This is a genomic window from Streptomyces tauricus, assembly GCF_014650955.1.
In the GTDB taxonomy this organism is placed as follows: Bacteria; Actinomycetota; Actinomycetes; order Streptomycetales; family Streptomycetaceae; genus Streptomyces; species Streptomyces tauricus.
In genome coordinates this window covers 78142-97980 of the sequence record NZ_BMVY01000028.1, presented here as the reverse complement: position 1 = coordinate 97980, position 19839 = coordinate 78142, and the positions used below count along the sequence as shown (strand labels likewise).

Sequence of the window (19839 nt, the reverse complement as noted above, 5' to 3'; positions counted from 1 at the left end):
GATGCTCTGGGTGTGCTCTGTGCTGTGGGTGTTTGTCGATGTGTCGCTGCTGGCACTCAAGTCAGCGTATCCGGTCGTCTTTCGATCACGATGAGCGCCCGCCCGTCACCCGCCACCACCCTGCCGGACACCCTCCGGCTGATCCCTTTTGCCCCTTCGGCCAGGCCGGGCGGTACGGGACCACGGAAGGTATGTTCGTGATCTGTCGATATGACCGATAACTGACTGATGCCTCCTGAAAACCTCTGAAAAAGGCCTGATTTTCAGGAAGTGGTGCGGGAAGTGGTGGATCTTGGCCCACAGCGCGATCGAAACCGGTTCCGCACCCGATCCGGAGCCCGGGGGCGAGGCCCCGCGCCCGGCTGACGACCACGCTTTCTTCGGCCAGCCCAGAGGCCTGCTCACCCTCTCCGGCCTCGAGGTCTGGGAACGCTTCTCGTTCCTGGGGATGCAGGCGATCCTCGTCCTGTACTTCGCGGACACGGTCGCCCACGGAGGCATGGGCATGTCCGCCGGAACGGCCGCCTCCGTCTCGGCCGCGTACGGAACGCTGGTCTATCTGGTCTCGGTGGCCGGCGGCTGGCTCGCCGACCGGGTCCTCGGCTCGTACCGGGCGGTACTGTGGGGCGGGATCCTGATCGCCTGCGGTCACTACGCGATGGCGGTGCCCACCGCGGCGGCCACCTGGGCCGGTCTCGGCCTGATCAGCGCGGGGACGGGCCTGCTGAAGCCGAACGTCGCCACCATGGTCGGCAAGCTCTACCGCACCGACGACGACCGCCGCGACGCCGGTTTCGCGCTCTACTACATGGCCATCAACACGGGCGCCTTCGCGGGCCCGCTGATCACCGGCTGGCTGGGCGACCACCGGGGCTGGCACTGGGGTTTCTCCGCGGCGGCCGTCGGCATGACCCTCGGCCTGATCCAGTACGTCGCGGGCCGCCGTCACCTGGCCGGGCGTAGACAGGCGGCCGAGTTCGCGCTGCCGCCCCGCGCCATGCGCCGCGCGGTCCGGCTGATCGTCGTGGGACTCCTGGCGGCGGCGGCCCTCGCGGTCCTGCTGGCCCTCTCCGGAGTGCTGACGATGGACCGCTTCGTGGACCTGCTCACCCTGATCTCGGTGATCGCGCCGGTCGTCTACTTCACGGTGATGTTCAGGAGTCCGCGGGTGACGCCCGAGGAACGGGGCCGGTTGCGCCCGTACATCGTCCTGTTCCTGGCGTCCACGGTCTTCAACTTCATCCTCTTCCAGGCGTACTCGACGATGATCTTGCTGGCCGCGTCGAACGCCGAGACCACCATCCTGGGCTTCGACTTCCCCGCCGGCTGGTACGCGTCCGCCCTGGGCGCCTTCGAGGTCGCGCTGGCCCCCGTGGTGGCCGCGCTGTGGGTGCGGATGGGGCACAGGCAGCCGCACGCCTCCAACAAGATCGCCTTCGGTGTGGTGCTCGGGGGCCTGTCGTTCCTGCTGATGGTGCTGCCGACCTCCGGCCACGACGGCGACGACCACCTGATGTCCGTCTGGTGGATCGTCGGCTCGTACTTCCTGCTGGGGCTCGGCGACATCCTCCTGGAGACCTCCGGCATGTCGGCCACCACGAAGCTCGCCCCTAAGGCCTTCGCCAGCCAGACGATGTCCCTCTGGTTCCTCTCCCTGGCCCTCGCCAACGGCATCCAGGCCCAGACCGTGAAGCTCTACGACGACGTCTCCAAGCCCGCCTACTTCGGGGTCAACGGCGCGATCGCCGTGGCCGCCGGTCTGCTCGTGATCGCCGCGGCGCCCTGGCTGCGCCGCACGATGCACCCCGTCCACTGAGGTGACACCCATGCGCATCCGTACGTCCTTCCCCTGCGAGACGTTTCACGAGGACATCCGCGTTCCCCTCGCGGACGGAACCAAGCTCTACGCGCGCGTGTGGCGTCCGCTCGGCGACGAACCCGTACCGGCCCTGCTCGAATACCTCCCGTACCGGCTGACCGACTGGACCGCCCCGCGCGACTGGCAGCGCCACCCCTGGTACGCGGGCCACGGCTACGCCTCCGTGCGCGTGGACGTGCGCGGGCACGGCAACTCCGAGGGGCTGCCGGGCGACGAGTACGCGGCGACGGAGCTGGCCGACGGGGTCGAGGTCGTCGACTGGCTCGCAGCCCAGCCCTGGTGCTCCGGCAAGGTCGGCATGTTCGGCATCTCCTGGGGCGGCTTCAACTCCCTCCAGATCGCGGCCCTCGCGCCCGAGCCGCTCAAGGCGGTCGTCACGGTCTGCTCGTCGGACGACCGCTACGACAACGACGTGCACTACATGGGTGGTTCCGTGCTCGCCGTCGACATGCACGCGTGGGCGGCGACCATGCTCGCGTTCGTCTCACGCCCGCCCGATCCCGCGTATGTGGGCGAGTCCTGGCGGGACCTGTGGGTGCAACGGCTGGAGTCCCTCGATCCGTTCCTGCACACCTGGCTCGCCCACCAGACGAGGGACGAGCAGTGGCGGCGCGGCAGCGTGTGCGAGGACTACTCGGCGATCCGGGCGGCCGTGCTCGCGGTCGGCGGCTGGCACGACCCGTACCGGGACACGGTCCTGCGGCTCGTGGAACACCTCCCGGCGGACCGCGTACGGGGTCTGATCGGGCCCTGGTCGCACCAGTACCCCGACCGGGGGCTGCCACCGGGACCGGCGATCGGCTTCCTCCAGGAGACGCTGCGCTGGTGGGACCACTGGCTGAAGGACACCGACTCCGAATCCGGAACCGGAACGGAAGGCGAGACCGACACCGGCTTCGGCCCGGGCTCCGGCTCGGGCCCCGGCCCTGGCTCGGGCCCCGGCCCTGGCTCGGGCCCCGGCTCCGGCTCCGGCTCCGGAGTGATGTCCGAGCCGCTTCTGCGCTCGTACGTCAGCGACTCGCACCCGCCCGCCACGGTCCAACCGGTACTGCCCGGGCGCTGGGTCGGTGACCCCGCCTGGCCCTCTCCGCTGGTCGCCCACGTCCCGTACGCGCTCCAGGGCGCTCCCGTGCTGGTGCGCTCCCCCCAGCACACCGGGCTGGACGCCGGCCGTTTCTTCCCCTTCGGCAACGACGCCGACCTGCCGCCGGACCAGCGGGAGGAGGACGGCCGGTCGGTGTGCTTCGACTTCGAGGTCCCGGAGGAGATCTGGGTCCTGGGCCGCCCGCGCGTGCGCCTGAGGCTCACCTCGCCGACGGAACGTGGACAAGTAGTGGCCCGTCTGTGCGACGTGGCGCCCGACGGCTCCTCGACCCTGGTCACCCGAGGCGTCCTGAACCTGACAGCCCGTCATGGCCGTGACCAGGTGGTTTTCTGGGAACCGGGCTCTACGGAGGATGTGCTCTTCGAGCTGAACGGCATCGGCCACGCCTTCCCTCCGGGCCATCGCGTCCGGCTCGCCGTCTCCTCCGCGTACTGGCCGTGGATCTGGCCCCAGCCGGGCTCGGAGGCGGGCTTCACCCTCACTCCGTCGGGGAGCGTCCTGGAACTCCCGCTGCGCGCCCAGGAGTCGGACCCCGCCGTCACGTTCGAGGAACCGGAACAGTCGGCTCCGCTGGGCGTGAACTTCCCCGCCACACTGGACGAACCGCGCCCCGAACGCCTCGTGGTCCGCGATGTCGCCAAAGGGGAATGGCGTCTCGAAGTGGATCCGCGGTACGGCGGCACCCGCGTCTATCCGGACGGTCTCGAATTCACCGAGGACGCGCTGGAGACGTACACGATCAATGAGTCCGACCCGTTGTCGGCACGCACCCGGTCCGACTGGTACATCCGGCTGCACCGGCCGGAAATGCCGTGGGACGCGAGCGTCGAGACCCACTCCGAAATGACCTGCGACGAGACGGACTTCATCACCTCGAACGAAGTGATCTGCAAGGACGGCGACGAAGTGGTCTTCCACCGCACCTGGGAGAAACGGATTCCACGCACGGCGGGTTGAGCCGGGACGCCTTTCCCGCGCACCCCGCCGCTCACCGCCCGGACGCGGCGTCCACAGAATATTGCGTATCACCTTTTTTATGGACATTATCGATCCGCGCCAGTGAATTGGGTCACGCCTGTCCGAAGTGATCGTTTTGTCGCGTCCGCCGACTTCCCTTCACGGAAAGCAAGTTGAACTTTGCCTTCCGTTTCGATCAAGGGAAATTCGCCCGACAAGGCAGGTCATGGCCGCCGCTGTGTGAATTCGGGGCTTGTTCACGGCATGTGCTCTCGCATACGTTCACGTCACTCCGGACGGATCGCCTAATCCTGCCGCCGCCCGGATATCCCAGTCACCCATTCACTCGCGTACGGCAGGAGCGGGGGACCCAGGTAAGCCGCCGGTCCGGATATCGGAACGGCTAGGGGTCAAGTCGCGCACCCCACGCGACCGGGCATCTCCCGCCCGAACCCGACAGCTCACCTCGTAGGCGCCGGAGAGGAATTCGCCATGCCCGCACGAGGCAAGCACCGCCGCCCCAGAAACAGCACCCTCACCCGTGGCATCGTCGCCGCCGGGACGGGCGGAGCCGCGCTCGCGCTCCCCCTCGTGGGGGCCACCGGCGCCCAGGCCGCCACCCCGAACGCGGTCCCGCAGGTCTCGCTGGTCACCTACAAGGTGGTCGAGGGCGACACCCTGTCCAAGATCGCCAAGAACCACACCACGGGCGACTGGAAGAAGCTGTACAAGGCCAACCGCGCGGTCATCGGCGACGACCCCGCGATCATCCGGCCGGGCCTCAAGCTCACGGTGGGCACGAAGAACGGCGGGACCTCGGCGAAGACCGCCAAGGCGACCACGGCCAAGGCGACCACGGCGTCCGCCGTCACCCCGGCCTCCGCGACGACCTACACGAACGACCTCGACGGCTGGATCAGGCAGTCGCTGGACGTCATGGCCCAGCAGGGCATCCCGGGCACCTACGACGGCATCTACCGCAACATCATCCGCGAGTCGTCGGGCAACCCGCAGGCCATGAACAACTGGGACTCCAACGCGGTCGCCGGCACGCCGTCCAAGGGGCTTCTGCAGGTCATCGACCCGACCTTCACCGCGTACCACGTGACCGGTACCTCGCTGGACCCGTTCGACCCCGTCGCCAACATCACGGCGGCGTGCAACTACGCCGCCGCGCGCTACGGCTCGATCGACAACGTCTTCGGCGCCTACTGAGTCCTCGGCGCCCCCTGAGCGGCGCCCGGACGGGTCCCCGGACCGGCCTGCCGGCCGATCAGGGGACCTGTCCGGCCACCGGAGAACATGCGCTCCAGGACCACGGCGATGCCGTCGTCCTCGTTCGAGAGAGTGATCTCGTCGGCGACGGACTTGAGTTCGGGATGCGCGTTGGCCATCGCGACCCCGCGCGCGGCCCAGTCGAACATGGGGATGTCGTTCGGCATGTCCCCGAAGGCGATGGTCTGCGTCGACGTCAGGCCCAGCCGGCCGGCGGCGAGCGCGAGGCCCGTGGCCTTCGTGATGCCACATGGCTGGAGTTCGACGGTCCCGGGCCCCGACATCGTCACGGTGGCGAGGGATCCGACCGCTCCGCGGGCGGCGGACGCCAACTCGTCGTCGGAGAGCAGGGGGTGGCGTAGCAGCACCTTGCTGATGGGCTGGGTCCAGAGGTCGTCGCGCCGCAGCACCCGTACCGCGGGGAGCGTCGGGTGGGGCATCTCGTACCCCGGTTCGATGAGCGTGAGACCGTCGACGCCGTCCTGGTCGACGGCCGCGTACACCTCGCCGACCTCCGCCTCGATCTTGCCGAGGGCCACTTCGGCCAGCTCACGTTCGAGCGTGACGGACCACACCATGCGGTCCGCGCCGGCGTCGTACAACTGCGCGCCCTGCCCGCACACCGCGAGTCCCTGGCTGCCCAGTTCGTCCAGGAGCGGGCGTACGCGGGGCGCGGGGCGCCCCGTCACCACGAGGTGCCGGGCGCCTGCCCCGACCGCCATCGCCAGCGCGGTACGCGACCGGTCCGAGAGGGTGTCGTCGCCTCGCAGCAGCGTCCCGTCCAGGTCAGTGGCGATGAGTGAATATGCAATCGGGGGGGCCATGATCAGAGAATACGGATCGAATCCCCCAGCGACTCGACGCGAACCGGACGTCGTCCGGCACCTCGACCACCCCACACGTCGTTCAGGGCCCCAGCAGACCCCTGGAGTTCAGGCCGATCCCATGACATATCGGCCACTTGGCCGACCCGATTCACGCCCCTTTTCCAACCGCCCGCGTGCGCCCGCGCGCTCCCACCGCGTGCGCTCGCGCCCCGGTTTCAGCGATGCCGTGCGGCCAGATGCCGGACCAGCCGCGGCGAGGCGAACTCCGTCCCGCACACGAACCGCATCACCGGCCCGTACGAGGCGGCCGCCGGCAGCCCCGTGAAGTACAGACCGGGCACGGAGGAGCTGAATCCGGCGCCCAGCCTCGGTGTTCCGCGGCTGACGGCCAGCCGTGTCCGCAGCTCATGGCCGAGGAAGTCCAGCGCGGCGAGGTCGACGCGGTAGCCGGTGGCGGCGACGATGTGGTCCGCGGACAGTTCCTCGACGCCACCGCCGAGGGTCCGGACGGTGAGGGCTGGCCGCCCGGCCGCCTCCCCGGTGGCGCGGATGATCCGCGACACCTCGCTCACCTGCACTTTTCCCTCGAACCTGGCGCGCAACCACCAGGCTCCGAGGGGGCCGAGGACACTCCGGACGAGGAAGTGCCGCACTCCCGGGGGCAGATGGCGGTACGGGTGCGGGTAGTAGGTGAGGGCCCACAGCGACCAGGCCCGGCCGAAGGGCGACTCGGGGCGCAGCGACGGCTGCTGCCATGGGGGCGCGCCGAAGTCGACAGACCCTTTTCCGCGCGCCACCACGCGCACCTGTGCGCCCTTCTCGGCGGCGAGCGCCGCCGTCTCCAGGGCGGACTGGCCCGCGCCGACGACGATCAGTTCCCGGCCGGAGAACCGGGACAGGTCGTGCAGTTGCGAGCTGTGCGAGACGGGGCCGGTGGGTGACGGCCCGTCGGGCACGGCCGCGGCCAGTTCACCGGGCAGGTGCGCGAGACCGGACAGACCGGTCGCCACGACGACCGCCCGCGCGGTGAACACCTCCCCCGAGTCCAGCTTGAGTTCGAAGCCCCCGGGCCCGCCCCCGGAGCCGCTTCCGGGCCCCCCTCCGCCGGCGCGCCGCCTCCTGCGGCGGCCCTCCGGGAGGTCGGCCCGGCGGTCGACCGAGACGACGCGCACCCGCTCCAGTTCCGGCACGAGCCGCTGGCGGAACCACTCCCCGTAGGCGACGAACGTCTCGACCGGGACGATGTCCTCGTCCGTGACCAGGCGGGGGATGCCCGCCGCGTCGCAGTAGTCGACGAGGCCGTACCCCGGCTGCGGGGCGTCGATGTTCGAGGCGGCCGGGGTCGATTTGAGGAGCATCCCCTCGGGCATGTTCGCCCGCCAGCTCACCATGGGTTCACCGAACACCCGTACCGGAATGCCGCGCGCCCTCAGATGCGCGGCGGTGGACAGGCCGAAAGGCCCGGCACCGATCACTGCCACCGGTTCACTCACGAAGTCCCCTCCCCAGGACGTCACTTCGCCACTTCGTCATGTCGCCACTTCGCCATGCCGTGATCTCGGGGTCACCTTCATCGGTGGGCCGGCGCCACGCGGGCCACGCGGCGGCCGTCCCGCCACAGCTGGTACAGATGCTTCGCGCCGGGCCGTACGAAGCGCGCGAGCATCGTGAAGAACGGCCGCAGGTCGTCCGCCGCCAGCCACGCCAGCTCCGTACCGCTCGGGCGGTCGGGAGCGTGCGGTGTCGTATAGCCGCTGCGGCGGTACGCGAGCAGGGCCGGCAGGTCGATGTTCTCCACGATGTAGCGCCGGCCGGCGAGCTGTTCCCCCTCCGGAACCGCGCGCCCGGTCAGATCCAGATGCATGGCACGGATGACGTCGATCCCCGACCCGTTCTCGAACAGCCGGAACTGGGCACCCATCCGCGGATTGAAGTCGAGCAGTTTGTACCGGCCGTCACGGCGGTCGAAGCGCAGGTCGAGGTCGATGACGCCGCTGAAGCCGATCTGTTTGATGAACCGCGCGGCCAGGTCCGCCAGTTCCGGGTTGTCGACGACGTACGCGTTCGCCGTCATCCCCGCGTGCGGGGGCCAGGAGCGGACCTTGACGCCGGTGAACATCGCGAGCGGCGCCGAGTCCGCGTCGAAGTAGGCGTGCACGATCCAGTCCTCGGCGTCCTCCCGGGGCAGATACTCCTGAAGGATCACGCCGGGCCGCTCACCCCAGTCGCGGGCGAGCCGTAACAGGCCCTCCTGGGTGGCGATGCGTGTCGTCCCGTGCACGGCCGGCCGCGCGCGGCGCACGAACGCCTCCCGGTTCTTGGCCACGAGCGGGAACCTCGCCTTCGCCGCGAAGTCCTCGATCTCCCCGTACGACTCCGGGAACGCCGCCCGAGGGCTGGGGACGCCGTGCTCCACGCAGAGCTCGTGCAGCCCCTGCTTGCTGGCCAGGCGCCGGGGCAGCCCGGCCCGCACCCTGGGGAACAGGAAGCTTCCCGTGAGTTCGGCCTGGTGCTCGGCGATCAGGACCGCGGCCTCCTCGTCGGTCGGGATGAGGACCGCGGGCCGGCCGATCCGGCGCCCGACACGCAGCAGGCCCTCGACGAGCCGCTCCGCCTGCTCCGTCCCCGTGGTCGGCCAGACGAACGCGCGCCGCAGATGGCGCGAGACCGCGGCAGGCGTGTATCTGTCCTCGGTGATCGCGTACATCGGCACGCCCAGCCGCCCCAGGCTGCGGATCGCGCCCACCCCGCCGTGGTGCAGCGGGTAGTCGCCGAACTTCACGATCAGGCCGGGTACTTCCCTATCCAGGTACAACGGCACGACGGCAGCGCTTTTGGCCACGGGTCCCCCCACGTGTCCCACACATCTCTGGACCCGGACCCACCCCGTCCGTGCCCCCCGGAAGGAAGCTAAGCCGGAATGAATCCCTCCGACCCCACCCTTAATCGGACATTGCGAACTCTTTAGACACTGCCCACGGGGGGCGCCTCCCCGTAACGTGTGCTCCACCCACACGGAAAGCGAGGCAGCACCCCATGCCCCCCTTCGATGTCCCCGAGGGCGATCCCTTCGGCCCGCACAATCTTCCGTACGGCGTCTTCTCCCTGAACGGCTCTCCGGACGGCTCTTCGGGCGGTACCTCGGGTGGCTCCGCTCGCCGGAGTGTGGGCGTCCGGCTGGGCGACCACGTCCTGGACGCGGGGGCCGCCGCGGTGGAACTGGGCTCCCCGTACGCCGCCCTGCTCGCCCGCCCCACGCTCAATCCGCTGCTCGCGGCCGGCCGCACGGCGTGGTCGGACGTCCGGCGGGCGCTGACCGCGTGGGTGACGGTGCCCGCCCACCGCGAGACCGTCGCGCCCCTGATCCACCCTCTCTCCGAGGTGACCCTCCACCTCCCCTTCGAGGTGGCCGACTACGTCGACTTCTACGCCTCCGAGAACCACGCCCGTAACGTCGGCCAGATCTTCCGGCCGGACGCCGAGGACTCCCTCACCCCCAACTGGAAGCACCTGCCCATCGGTTACCACGGCCGGTCGGGCACCGTCGTGGTCTCCGGGACCGACGTCGTACGCCCCGCGGGCCAGCGCAAGGCACCGGCGGACCCGGCGCCGGTCTTCGGCCCGTCCGTCCGGCTGGACATCGAGGCGGAGGTCGGCTTCGTCGTCGGCACGCCCTCCCCGATGGGCACGCCGGTGCCGCTGGGCGACTTCCGCGACCACGTCTTCGGGCTCTGCCTCCTCAACGACTGGTCCGCGCGCGACCTCCAGGCCTGGGAGTACGTCCCCCTCGGCCCCTTCCTCGGCAAGTCCTTCGCCACGTCGGTGTCGGCCTGGATCACCCCCCTCGACGCACTGGAGGACGCCCGGGTCGCGCCCCCGGCGCGCACGCACCCCCTGCTCCCCTACCTGGACGACACGTCCGAGGACGCGTCGGAGGACCCGGGCGGCTACGACCTGCGCATCTCCGTCGCCGTCAACGGGCATGTGGTGTCCGAGCCGCCGTTCTCCACGATGTACTGGACGGCCGCCCAGCAGCTGGCCCACATGACGGTGAACGGGGCCTCGCTGCGTACGGGTGATCTGTACGGGTCGGGCACCGTGAGCGGGGCCGCCGACGGCGAACGGGGCTCGCTCCTTGAGCTGACCTGGAACGGCCGGGACGCCATCGAACTCCCCACCGGCAAGCGGACGTTCCTGGAGGACGGCGACGTCGTCACCCTGACGGCCTGGGCCCCGGGCCCGCACGGCACACGCGTCGGCCTCGGCGAGGTGACGGGCCGCATCACGCCGAGCGCGTAGCCCTTCAGGGGCGCGGGGAACCGCGCCCCAAGCCCCCACCGGCCCGCACCCGGCGAACGGCCCCGCGTCAGCGGGATCCGGCGGCCCCGAGCGGCCGGCACAGTGGCAGATCTTGCCGCGCCCTCGGGAAAAGCCCAGGTCAGCCGCCCGCCCGGCGGAGCCCCCGGTGGCGCAACACTCCGGCAACACCACGTTCCGTACCCCCTGGGTAGGGTCCGTCGCATGCCCACCGAACGCATCCGAGACCACGCCGGCCAGGGCGCGACCACCGTCGCCGCCCACCGGCGCAGGCTGCGCGCGGACCAGGCCAGGCAGCTCGCCGACCTGCTGCGCCGACAGGTGCTGACGGGCGGCTACCCGGACGGCACCCTGCCGCACGAGGCGGCGATCGGCGCCGACTACCGCACCTCGCGCAACACCGTGCGCCAGGCTCTCGGCCTGCTGCGGGCCGAGGGCCTGGTGGAAAGGCTGCCCGGCGTCGGCACGGTCGTCGTCGCCGAGAAGTACCCGCACGGGCTCGACCGGCTGATGGGACTCGCGGAGACCCTGCGCGAACACGGCCGCGTCAGCAACGAGGTCCGCTCGGCCGGCCCCGTCGCGGCACCGGCCCCGGTCGCCGAACGGCTCCGGGTGCCCGTCGGCGCCGACGTCCTCTACATCGAGCGGCTCCGGCGGCTGAACGGTCTGCCGCTCTCTCTCGACCTCACCTACATCCCGCTCGACCTCGGCACCGCGCTGCTCGGAGCCGACCTGGAGAACACCGATGTCTTCCGCCTCCTGGAAGCCATCACCGGACAGCCGCTCGGCCAGGCCGAGATCACCCTGGAGGCCGTCAACGCCGACGCGCACTCCGCGACCGTGCTGCAGGCGCCACGCGGCTCGGCCGTCCTGATGCTGGAACGTCTCACGCACCTCGCCGACGGCCGCCCCGTCGACCTGGAGTTCATCCGGTTCCGCGGCGACCGCATCACGATGAGCGGTCTGCTGCGCCGCTCGCTCTGAGTCCTTCGCCCCCTCGCCCGCGTCAGCGGGACTTCCCTGGAGACAGCCATGCCCTTGGCGCCCCAGCGGGCCGACGTGCCCGTGACCATCGACGAGTCGAAGTGCATCGACGGCTGCACGCTCTGTGTGGACATGTGCCCGCTGGACTCCCTCGCCATCGACGAGAGCAACGGCAAGGCCTACATGCACGTCGACGAGTGCTGGTACTGCGGCCCGTGCGCGGCCCGCTGTCCCACCGGAGCCGTCACGGTCAACATGCCCTATCTGCTCCGGTGAGAGGCCCGAACCCCCATGACCTCCGAGAAACGCATGGCGCCGCACCACACAGCCCTGAAACACCTGGTCCCGAGGCGCCCCGCCGTCGCGGTCACCGCCGTCGCCCTGCTCCTCCCGCTGGCCGGCTGCGGCGGTGACGCCGAGGCCGGTGACGGCTCCACGGTCACCGTCACCGTCGGCTACCAGTCCAAGACCATCAACACGGTCACGGCGGGCACCCTCCTGCGCTCCCTCGGCTACTTCGAGAAGCAGCTGAACGCTCTGGGCGACGGCAGGACCTACAAGGTGAACTGGCAGGACTACGCGACCGGCGCCCCGATCACCGCGCAGATGACCGCAGGGAAGATCGACATCGGTTCGATGGGCGACTTCCCGCTGCTGATCAACGCGGCCCGCGGCAAGCAGCTCAACCGCCCCACCCGTCTCGTCTCCGTCACCGGCTACAACCTGCGCGGCGGCCTCAACACCATCGTCACCGCACCCGACTCGAAGCTCGCCTCGCTGAAGGACCTGCGCGGCAAGAAGGTGTCGACGAGCATCGGCTCGGCTGCCGACGGCACCCTCGTACGGGCCCTGCAGCGCGCCGGGATCGACCCGCAGGACGACATCGAGAAGCTCAACCAGCAGCCCGCGGTGGGTGCTTCGGCGCTCACGGCGGGCAGCGCGGACGCGCTCTCGCAGTTCGTCGCCTGGCCGGGCCTGCTCGCCTTCCAGGGCAAGGCCAAAGCCCTCTACGACGGCGCCGAACTGAACCTGCCGACCTTCCACGGTGTCACCGCCCGCCAGGACTTCGCGAAGAAGCGCCCCGCCGTGCTCGAAGCGTTCCTCACGGCGCAGTCGCAGGCGACGGACTACCTCCACGACCACCCGGTGGCCGCGTCGGAGAAGGTCGCGAAGGCGACCGGACTGCCCGCCGAGGTCGTCCACCTCTACAACGGCGGACATGGCATCGCCACCTTCGGGCTGGCCCTGAAACCCCGGCTGATCTCCGCCCTGAAGAAGGACGTCGCCGTCCTGAAGTCGGCGAAGCTCGTCGGGGCCATCGACGTGGACGCCTTCGTGGACGACCGGTACGTGAAACGCGCCCTGGGCACGAGCGCGTACGGCGAACAGTTCGCCGCGGTCCCGCCCGCCGCCGTGAGCGAGGTGTGGACCAAGGGCGCCGCCGAGACCCGTACCTTCAATTCGCCCTCCTCCCTCCTGCGTTACGTGGCCGGACACAAGGACTCCGTCCGTGCCGCGTACGTCCCCGACACCACCACCGGGACCCTCTGGTTCGCGGACAAGGCCGTGTGGGTGGCCGACGGCGACGCGCTGCGGCCCTTCGTCACGGCGTCCGGCGCGCGGGCGTACACCGCCGAGCACGAGGGCGCGCGCACACTCCCGTACGCCGAAGCGCTGGCGCGCGCCGCGGCCGCCCCGGAGTCGTCGTGAGCGGGCGCACCGGAGCGGCCCGTTACGCGCTGCGCGCCGCCTCCCTCACCACCGCCCTGGTCGCCTGGCAGCTGCTGACCAGCCTGGACGTGGACCTGTGGCTGCGCTTCTCGCAGTTCCCGACCGTCGCCGACGTGGCCCGCGCCTTCGGTGAACGGCTCGGCGGGGACGACTACTGGACGGACCTCACCGACAGCCTCACCCGGATCCTCACGGGCTTCCTCCTGGCGGCCGTCATGGGCATCGCCACCGGTGTGGCCGTGGCCCGCTCCCGTCTCGCCGAGGACCTGCTCGGCCCGCTCCTCGAAGTGGTCAGGCCGATCCCCGCGATCGCCCTCGTCCCCGTCGCGATCCTCCTGTTCCCCAGCAACGAACAGGGCATCGTCTTCATCACCTGCGCGGCCGCCTTCTTTCCCGTCATGGTCTCCACCCGGCACGCGGTACGCGCGCTGACACCCGTCTGGGAGGAGGCGGTGCGCACGATGGGCGGCGGACGCGGCCGGATCCTCGCCACGGTGGTCCTGCCGGGCGCCCTGCCCGGCATCTTCGGCGGCCTCTCGGTCGGCATCGGCGTCTCGTGGATCTGTGTGATCTCCGCCGAGATGATCTCCGGCCAGTACGGCGTCGGCTACCGCACCTGGCAGGACTACACCGTCGTCGACTACCCGGGCGTCTTCGTCGGCATGGTGACGATCGGCATCCTGGGCTGGCTCACCTCCACGGCCGTGGAACTCCTGGGCCGCCGCCTGACCCGCTGGCTCCCGCGCACGTCGTACGTCCCCGGGACCCGTGCCCGCCCCAGGACACCCGGGCGCGCCGCTCCGGCCGGGCCCGCACCCACCGCCGTCCGGCCAGAGGAGGCCCGCGATGAGCACCTCGTCTGACACCCGAGCCTCCACCGGACCGGCCACGGCGGCCACGGCGGCCACGGCGGCCACGGGGAACGAACCCGTGCCGGTACGCGGCACCCGGCTCACCCTCCGCTCGGCCACCCTCGGCCGCCCGGACTCCACCGCCCTCACCGACGTCGACCTGGACGTCGCTCCGGGCGAGATCCTCACCGTCGTCGGCTCCTCGGGCTGCGGCAAGTCGACGCTGCTGCGCACCCTGGCCGGACTGCTGCCCGCCCTCGCCGGAGCGGTGGAACAGGACGGGCAGCGGATCGAGGGGCCGGCGGCCACCCGCGCGCTGGTCTTCCAGGAGGACGCCCTGCTCCCCTGGCGCACCCTGCGCGCCAACGTCGAACTGCCGCTGGCCATCCAGGGCCTGGCGCGCGCCGAGCGCAGAAGGCAGGCCGAGTCCTGGCTGGAGCGGGTCGGACTCGCCGACCGGTCGGGGCAGTTGCCGCACCGCGTCTCCGGGGGCCAGCGCCAGCGCGCGCAACTGGCCCGGGCGCTCGCCCCGCGTCCGCGCGCCGTCCTGATGGACGAGCCGTTCGGCGCCCTCGACGCCCAGACCCGCGCCGGCATGCAGGACCTGCTGGTGGAGGTGCTGCACGGCACCGGCGCCACGGTCGTCTTCGTCACCCACGACGTGGACGAGGCCCTGTTCCTCGGGGACCGCGTGGCGCTCCTCGGCTCCGGCCGACTGACCGCCGTACGCGAGGTGCCGCGCCCACGCGACCGTACGGCGCACGACGACCCGGCGTGGGTGGCCCTGCGGCGCGAAGTCCTCACTTCTCTCAGCACGTGAAAGGCACCCTGGTGGACACCCCGGACGCCCTGGACACCCTGGGCCCCTCGAAGAACCGCGATCCGCGTGGCGCCCTCCTGGAGATTCCCGCCCTCGGCGACGCCGAGGAGCTCTCCTGCGACGTCCTCGTCATCGGCGGCGGCACGGCCGGCACGATGGCGGCCCTGACCGCCGCCGAGCACGGCGCAGATGTGCTGCTTCTTGAGAAGGCGCACGTCCGGCACTCGGGCGCGCTCGCCATGGGCATGGACGGCGTCAACAACGCGGTCATCCCCGGCCGCGCCGAGCCCGACGACTACGTCGCCGAGATCACCCGCGCCAACGACGGCATCGTCGACCAGTCCACCGTCCGCCAGACCGCCACCCGCGGCTTCGCGATGGTCCAGCGGCTGGAGTCGTACGGCGTGAAGTTCGAGAAGGACGAGTACGGCGAGTACGCGGTCCGCCAGGTCCACCGGTCCGGCTCGTACGTGCTGCCGATGCCCGAGGGCAAGGACGTGAAGAAGGTCCTCTACCGGCAGCTGCGGCGGCGCGAGATGCGCGAACGCATCCGGATCGAGAACCGGGTCATGCCGGTGCGCGTACTGACCGACGGGGGGCGGGCGGTGGGCGCGGCGGGCTTCAACACCCGCACGGGCCGGTTCGTCACCGTCCGCGCGGGCGCGGTGATCCTGGCGACCGGTGCCTGCGGCCGGCTCGGCCTGCCCGCCTCCGGCTACCTCTACGGGACGTACGAGAACCCGACGAACGCCGGTGACGGCTACGCCATGGCCTACCACGCCGGCGCCGAACTCACCGGTATCGAGTGCTTCCAGATCAACCCGCTGATCAAGGACTACAACGGCCCGGCCTGCGCGTACGTCGCCAACCCCTTCGGCGGTTACCAGGTCAACCGGCACGGCGAGCGCTTCGTCGACTCGGACTACTGGTCGGGCCAGATGATGGCGGAGTTCGCCGCGGAGGTCGCCTCGGACCGGGGCCCCGTCTACCTCAAGCTCAGCCACCTCCCCGAGGAGTCGATCGCCTCCCTGGAGTCGATCCTGCACTCCACCGAGCGGCCCACCCGCGGTACCTTCCACGCGGGGCGCGGCCACGACTACCGCACCCACGACGTCGAGATGCACATCTCCGAGATCGGCCTGTGCGGCGGCCACTCGGCCTCCGGCGTACGGGTCGACGACCAGGCACGTACGACCGTGCCACGCCTGTACGCCGCCGGGGACCTGGCCTGCGTCCCGCACAACTACATGATCGGCGCGTTCGTGTTCGGGGACCTCGCGGGGGCGGACGCGGCGCAGTACCGCGCCCATGAGGGCGAGTTGCCGCAGGACCAGCTGCGCGAGGCGCACGAGTTGATCTACCGTCCGCTGCGCAATCCGGACGGGCCGCCGCAGCCCCAGGTCGAGTACAAGCTGCGCCGTTTCGTGAACGACTACGTGGCTCCTCCCAAGTCCGGTGCCCGGCTTTCGCTCGCCCTGGAGTCCTTCGAGCGGATGCGCGCGGACATCTCCGAGATGGGCGGACGCACCCCGCACGAGCTGATGCGGTGCGCCGAGGTCACCTTCATCCGCGACTGCGCGGAGATGGCGGCCCGCGCCTCGCTGGCCCGCACGGAGTCCCGCTGGGGTCTCTACCACGACCGGACGGACCATCCCGCGCGCGACGACTCCTCCTGGTTCCACCACCTCGACCTGCACAAGTCCCCCTCCGGTTCGATGGAGTTCACTGCTCGTCCCGTCGCTCCCTACACCGTCCCCGTCGACGGCTTCACCCCCGTCGGCGGGTCCTCCCGCCACATCGGCGAGGTCCATCCGGAGGGCGTGGCCACAGCGGGCGCCCGGGACGCCGCCCCGGTCGCCGCCGGACCGGCCACCACCGGGCCGGGCACCACCGCGGCGCCCGACACCGACGTTCACGCCGGCATGCACGCCGGTACCGATGCCTCACCGCGGCTCCTCGAACTCCTCGCCGTCGCCGAGGAGGAACCCGAACTCGCCGCGGTCCGGCCCTACCTGGCCGACCCCGAGCCCGCCGTCCGACGGGCTGCCGTCGCCGTGCTCACCGAGACCGCCCCCGTCGGTACGGGACCGGCGTTGGCCGGCGCGCTCGCCGACACCGACCGTGCCGTGCGCGCCGCCGCCGCGGCCTCGTTGCGCGAACTCGTCGAGACACTCACGCCAGAACCGGCCCTGCGCGACCCGCTCACGCGGGCCCTCGCCCACTCCGACCCCGTCGTCCGCGCCGCCGCGCTCGACGTCCTGCGCGCCCTGCGGCTGGGCGACGCCGGCCTCTTCGCTCCCGCGCTGGACGACCCCGACGCCGCCGTCCGCATCGAGGCGGTCCGGGCGCTGGTGTCGGTCGACGCGGCCGACGCCCTGGCCCTCGCGGCGGCCGACCCCTCCCGCGAGGTGCGGGTGACCGTGGCCAAGGCGCTGGCGACGGTGAGCCCGGCCGGTGGGGCGGCCGGGGCCGATGTCGTCCTCGCCGCGCTCGACCGGCTCACCGGGGACGCGGACGCCCTGGTGCGGGGTGCGGCCTTCGCCTCGCTGGGCAGCACGGGGCACGCCGCGTCGATGGCCGCACGTGCGGTCCGTGCCTTTGCCGATCCGGCCTGGCAGGTCCGGGCCGGGGCCGCCACCGCGCTGTCCGCGGCGGACGCCGGGGTTGCCGTGCCGGCGCTCGCCGAGGCGTTGGGCGATCCGAACGCGGACGTCCGGAAGGCGGCGGTGCTGGCGCTCGTGCGACACGCGGCCGCGGCGTCCGCCGCGGTCTCCACCGCCGAGGCCGATGCCGCCCGTTCGGCGCTCGCCACCGCCTTGACGGACACCGACGCGGATGTCAGGGCCTACGCGTCACGGGCGCTGTGACGTGCGGGCGCGCGAGGGCTGGCCGCGCCGTTCCCCGCGCCCCTGGAGGGGGTGGGGGGTTGCGGTCGTGTGTCAGGTCCGGGTCCGTCGGGGCTGAGCGCGCCGTTCCCCGCACCCCCTAGGGGCGGGCGGGGCCTCCCCTACATCCAGTCCTCCGGTTCCGGTTCCGGTTCTGGTTCCATTTCTGGCCAGTAGAGGTCGGGGTCACCGGTGCTTCTGCGTGCGGGCTGTGGGGTCTGCGCCCGGCTCGGGGTGCTGCTCGGCGGAGCTTGTGCCGGCACCGTGGGGCGCTCCAAGGAGGCGAGGACCCCCACCACACCCTCCCCGTACGTCGCGAGCTTCTTCTCGCCGATTCCGCTGATGCCGCCCAGCTCCGTGACGGAGGTCGGCCACAGTGTGGCGATCTCCCGCAGTGTCGCGTCGTGGAAGATGACGTACGCCGGGACTCCCTGTTCCTTGGCCTGGCCCGCACGCCAGGTGCGCAGCGCCTCGAAGGCGGGGAGCAGTTCGGAGGGCATCTCGGCCGCGGCAGCCGCCGCCTTGGCCTTGCGCTCGGCCCGGCCGGAACCGGACGAGCCGGAGGAGCCCCGGGAGGACACCGGCTTCGGCTGCTCCTTGCGCAGCGGTACCTCCCGCTCGCGCCGCAGCACGGTCTCGCTCGCCTCGGTCAGGACCAGCGTCCCGTACGCGCCCTCGACCGCGAGGAGGCCCTGGGCCAGCAGCTGCCGGACGACACCGCGCCAGGCGCCCTCGTCCAGTTCCTCGCCGATGCCGAAGACGGACAGCTGGTCGTGGTCGAACTGGATGACCTTGGCCGTCTTGCGCCCGAGCAGGATGTCGACGATCTGGATCGCCCCGAACTTCTGCCCCCGCTCGCGCTGCAGCCGCACCACGGTGGAGAGCACCTTCTGGGCCGCGACCGTGCCGTCCCAGGTCTCGGGCGGGACCAGGCACGTGTCGCAGTTCCCGCACGCCTCGGCCACGTCGTCCTGGCCGAAGTAGGCGAGCAGCTGGGCGCGCCGGCACTGGGCGGTCTCGCACAGCGCGAGCATCGCTTCGAGATGCGCGCCCGCCCGGCGGCGGAACGCCTCGTCGCCCTCGCTGGACTGGATCATCTTGCGCTGTTGTATGACGTCGTTCAGGCCGTAGGCCATCCAGGCCGTGGACGGCAGTCCGTCGCGGCCCGCGCGGCCCGTCTCCTGGTAGTAGCCCTCGACGGACTTGGGCAGGTCGAGGTGGGCGACGAACCGGACGTCCGGCTTGTCGATGCCCATGCCGAAGGCGATGGTCGCGCACACCACCAGGCCGTCCTCGCGCAGGAACCGCGACTGGTGGGCGGCGCGGGTGCCCGCGTCGAGGCCCGCGTGGTACGGCACCGCCGCGATGCCGTTGCGGGCGAGGAACTCGGCCGTCTTCTCCACCGAGTTGCGCGAGAGGCAGTACACGATGCCCGCGTCGCCCGCGTGCTCCTCCTTGAGGAAGGCCAGCAGCTGCTTCTTGGGGTCGGCCTTCGGCACGATCCGGTACTGGATGTTGGGCCGGTCGAAGCTGGCGACGAAGTGGCGGGCGTCCTGCATGCCCAGGCGCTCGGTGATCTCTCTGTGCGTCGCGTGCGTGGCCGTCGCGGTCAGCGCGATGCGCGGTACGTCCGGCCAGCGCTCGCCCAGCAGGGAGAGCGAGAGGTAGTCGGGGCGGAAGTCGTGGCCCCACGAGGAGACGCAGTGCGCCTCGTCGATGGCGAAGACGGAGATCTTGCCGCGCTTGAGAAGGTCGAGCGTGGACTCCAGACGCAGCCGCTCCGGCGCGAGGTAGATCAGGTCGAGCTCGCCCGCGAGGAACTCGGCCTCGACCGCGCGCCGCTCGCCGAAGTCCTGCGTGGAGTTCATGAACCCGGCGCGCACGCCGAGCGCCCGCAGCGCGTCCACCTGGTCCTGCATCAGCGCGATGAGCGGCGAGATCACCACTCCCGTACCGGGTCTGACCAGGGCCGGAATCTGGTAGCAGAGTGACTTTCCGCCGCCTGTGGGCATGAGGACGACCGCGTCCCCGCCGCTCACCACATGCTCGATGACGGCTTCCTGTGCACCCCGGAAGGCCTCGTAACCGAAGACCCGGTGGAGCGTTGCGAGCGCTTCGCTCTCCGCCACCTCTGTCATCACACCCGTCCCGCCCATCGTCCCGTCCCCCGTACGTCGTGCCTCGACCACTGCGTCCACGATAGGGGTC

Annotated in this window: 14 protein-coding genes and 1 riboswitch; of the genes, 10 read left to right on the top strand and 4 right to left on the bottom strand. The window is 71.3% G+C overall.

What is annotated here, in order from left to right; all coding sequences use genetic code 11:
- Positions 1–292: 292 nt before the first annotated feature.
- The 3 genes from IE278_RS31600 (at position 293) to IE278_RS31590 (ending at position 5156) form a co-directional block, all read left to right on the top strand.
- Positions 293–1816 (top strand): peptide MFS transporter, encoded by a 1524-nt coding sequence (locus IE278_RS31600; protein ID WP_373312130.1) that lies wholly within the window; start codon positions 293–295, stop codon positions 1814–1816.
- 10 nt (positions 1817–1826) lie between these two features.
- The gene (locus IE278_RS31595) at positions 1827–3941 is read left to right on the top strand and encodes a CocE/NonD family hydrolase (protein WP_189777025.1); all 2115 of its coding nucleotides are present in this window, start codon (positions 1827–1829) and stop codon (positions 3939–3941) included.
- Positions 3942–4266: 325 nt separating this feature from the next.
- Positions 4267–4431, top strand: a riboswitch (cyclic di-AMP (ydaO/yuaA leader).
- A 2-nt stretch (positions 4432–4433) separates the two neighbouring features.
- Positions 4434–5156, top strand: coding sequence for a transglycosylase SLT domain-containing protein (locus IE278_RS31590; protein ID WP_189777023.1), 723 nt, complete (start codon positions 4434–4436; stop codon positions 5154–5156).
- Here IE278_RS31590 and IE278_RS31585 read toward each other — a convergent pair.
- The 3 genes from IE278_RS31585 to IE278_RS31575 all read right to left on the bottom strand — a co-directional run bounded on the left by IE278_RS31585 (position 5150) and on the right by IE278_RS31575 (position 8885).
- Positions 5150–6040, bottom strand: a complete 891-nt coding sequence (locus IE278_RS31585; RefSeq protein WP_189777021.1) for an HAD family hydrolase — start codon at positions 6038–6040, stop codon at positions 5150–5152. The genes IE278_RS31590 and IE278_RS31585 overlap by 7 nt on opposite strands.
- A 218-nt stretch (positions 6041–6258) precedes the next feature.
- Positions 6259–7536 (bottom strand): FAD-dependent oxidoreductase, encoded by a 1278-nt coding sequence (locus tag IE278_RS31580; RefSeq protein WP_189777019.1) that lies wholly within the window; start codon positions 7534–7536, stop codon positions 6259–6261.
- A 77-nt stretch (positions 7537–7613) separates the two neighbouring features.
- On the bottom strand, positions 7614–8885 hold the full coding sequence (locus IE278_RS31575; protein WP_189777017.1) for a carboxylate--amine ligase: 1272 nt from the start codon (positions 8883–8885) through the stop codon (positions 7614–7616).
- 194 nt (positions 8886–9079) lie between these two features.
- Here IE278_RS31575 and fahA point away from each other — a divergent pair, with 194 nt between their 5' ends.
- The 7 genes from fahA (at position 9080) to IE278_RS31540 (ending at position 17613) form a co-directional block, all read left to right on the top strand.
- Positions 9080–10342 carry a fumarylacetoacetase gene (gene fahA / locus IE278_RS31570; RefSeq protein ID WP_189777016.1) on the top strand — a complete coding sequence of 421 codons (1263 nt, stop codon included), beginning with the start codon at positions 9080–9082 and terminating at the stop codon, positions 10340–10342.
- Positions 10343–10564: 222 nt separating this feature from the next.
- On the top strand, positions 10565–11344 hold the full coding sequence (locus IE278_RS31565; RefSeq protein ID WP_189777014.1) for a GntR family transcriptional regulator: 780 nt from the start codon (positions 10565–10567) through the stop codon (positions 11342–11344).
- A 48-nt stretch (positions 11345–11392) separates the two neighbouring features.
- A complete protein-coding gene (locus IE278_RS31560; protein WP_010986276.1) occupies positions 11393–11620 on the top strand; it encodes a 4Fe-4S dicluster domain-containing protein in 228 nt (75 codons plus the stop codon).
- Between the two features lie 15 nt (positions 11621–11635).
- Positions 11636–13054, top strand: coding sequence for an ABC transporter substrate-binding protein (locus tag IE278_RS31555; protein ID WP_246570933.1), 1419 nt, complete (start codon positions 11636–11638; stop codon positions 13052–13054).
- Positions 13051–13938, top strand: coding sequence for an ABC transporter permease (locus tag IE278_RS31550; protein WP_189777012.1), 888 nt, complete (start codon positions 13051–13053; stop codon positions 13936–13938). The genes IE278_RS31555 and IE278_RS31550 overlap by 4 nt, the downstream gene beginning before the upstream one ends.
- On the top strand, positions 13922–14746 hold the full coding sequence (locus IE278_RS31545; RefSeq protein WP_189777009.1) for an ABC transporter ATP-binding protein: 825 nt from the start codon (positions 13922–13924) through the stop codon (positions 14744–14746). Before IE278_RS31550 ends, IE278_RS31545 begins: the two co-directional genes overlap by 17 nt.
- A gap of 77 nt (positions 14747–14823) precedes the next feature.
- Positions 14824–17613, top strand: coding sequence for a fumarate reductase/succinate dehydrogenase flavoprotein subunit (locus IE278_RS31540; RefSeq protein ID WP_189777083.1), 2790 nt, complete (start codon positions 14824–14826; stop codon positions 17611–17613).
- A gap of 140 nt (positions 17614–17753) precedes the next feature.
- Here the strand turns inward: IE278_RS31540 and recQ are convergent, their stop codons facing one another.
- Positions 17754–19787 (bottom strand): DNA helicase RecQ, encoded by a 2034-nt coding sequence (gene recQ, locus IE278_RS31535; RefSeq protein WP_189777081.1) that lies wholly within the window; start codon positions 19785–19787, stop codon positions 17754–17756.
- Positions 19788–19839: the final 52 nt, after the last annotated feature.